General features: G+C 56.2%; 1 pseudogene. It reads left to right on the plus strand.

Annotated features, from left to right (window positions below):
* Window position 1 precedes the first annotated feature (1 nt).
* A pseudogene (locus FFR93_RS40490) lies at window positions 2-603 on the plus strand (IS6 family transposase); the annotation flags it as partial.

Here is a 603-nt window from a genome sequence, read left to right on the forward strand (position 1 = left end):
GATGTCACGTTGTGAGCGGCTTAACGGTTGTCGGATAATGGGTTGGGATGAACAGTCCTGCCGTCAGCTACAAGAACCACCGCTTTCCACCGCAGATCATCGCCCGTGCGGTCTGGCTGTATTTCCGGTTCCCTTTGAGCCTGCGGATGGTCGAGGAAATGTTGTTGGAGCGCGGCATTGTCGTCTCCTATGAAACGATCCGGCGATGGGGCCGCAAATTCGGAACGGCTTATGCCAGGCAGTTGCGCAGAAAAAAGCCGTCGCGAAAGGATATCTGGCATCTGGACGAGGTGGTGATTTCCATCGGCGGCCGCAAACATTGGCTCTGGCGTGCCGTTGACCAAGACGGTTACGTTCTCGACGAGATCGTTCAAGCCCGCCGCGATACCCAAGCTGCCAAGCGATTGCTGGTCAGGCTGCTGAAGAAACAGGGCCTGACGCCGAAGCGTATCATCACAGACAAACTGCGCTCGTACAGCGCTGCAAAACGAGATGTCATGCCCGCTGTCGAACATCGATCGCACAAGGGCCTGAACAATCGTGCGGAGAATTCTCACGTGCCACTTCGAAAACGAGAACGGGTGATGCAGGGATTTCGATCCG

The organism is Rhizobium sp. MHM7A (assembly GCF_005862215.1).
Lineage (GTDB): Bacteria > Pseudomonadota > Alphaproteobacteria > Rhizobiales > Rhizobiaceae > Rhizobium > Rhizobium bangladeshense.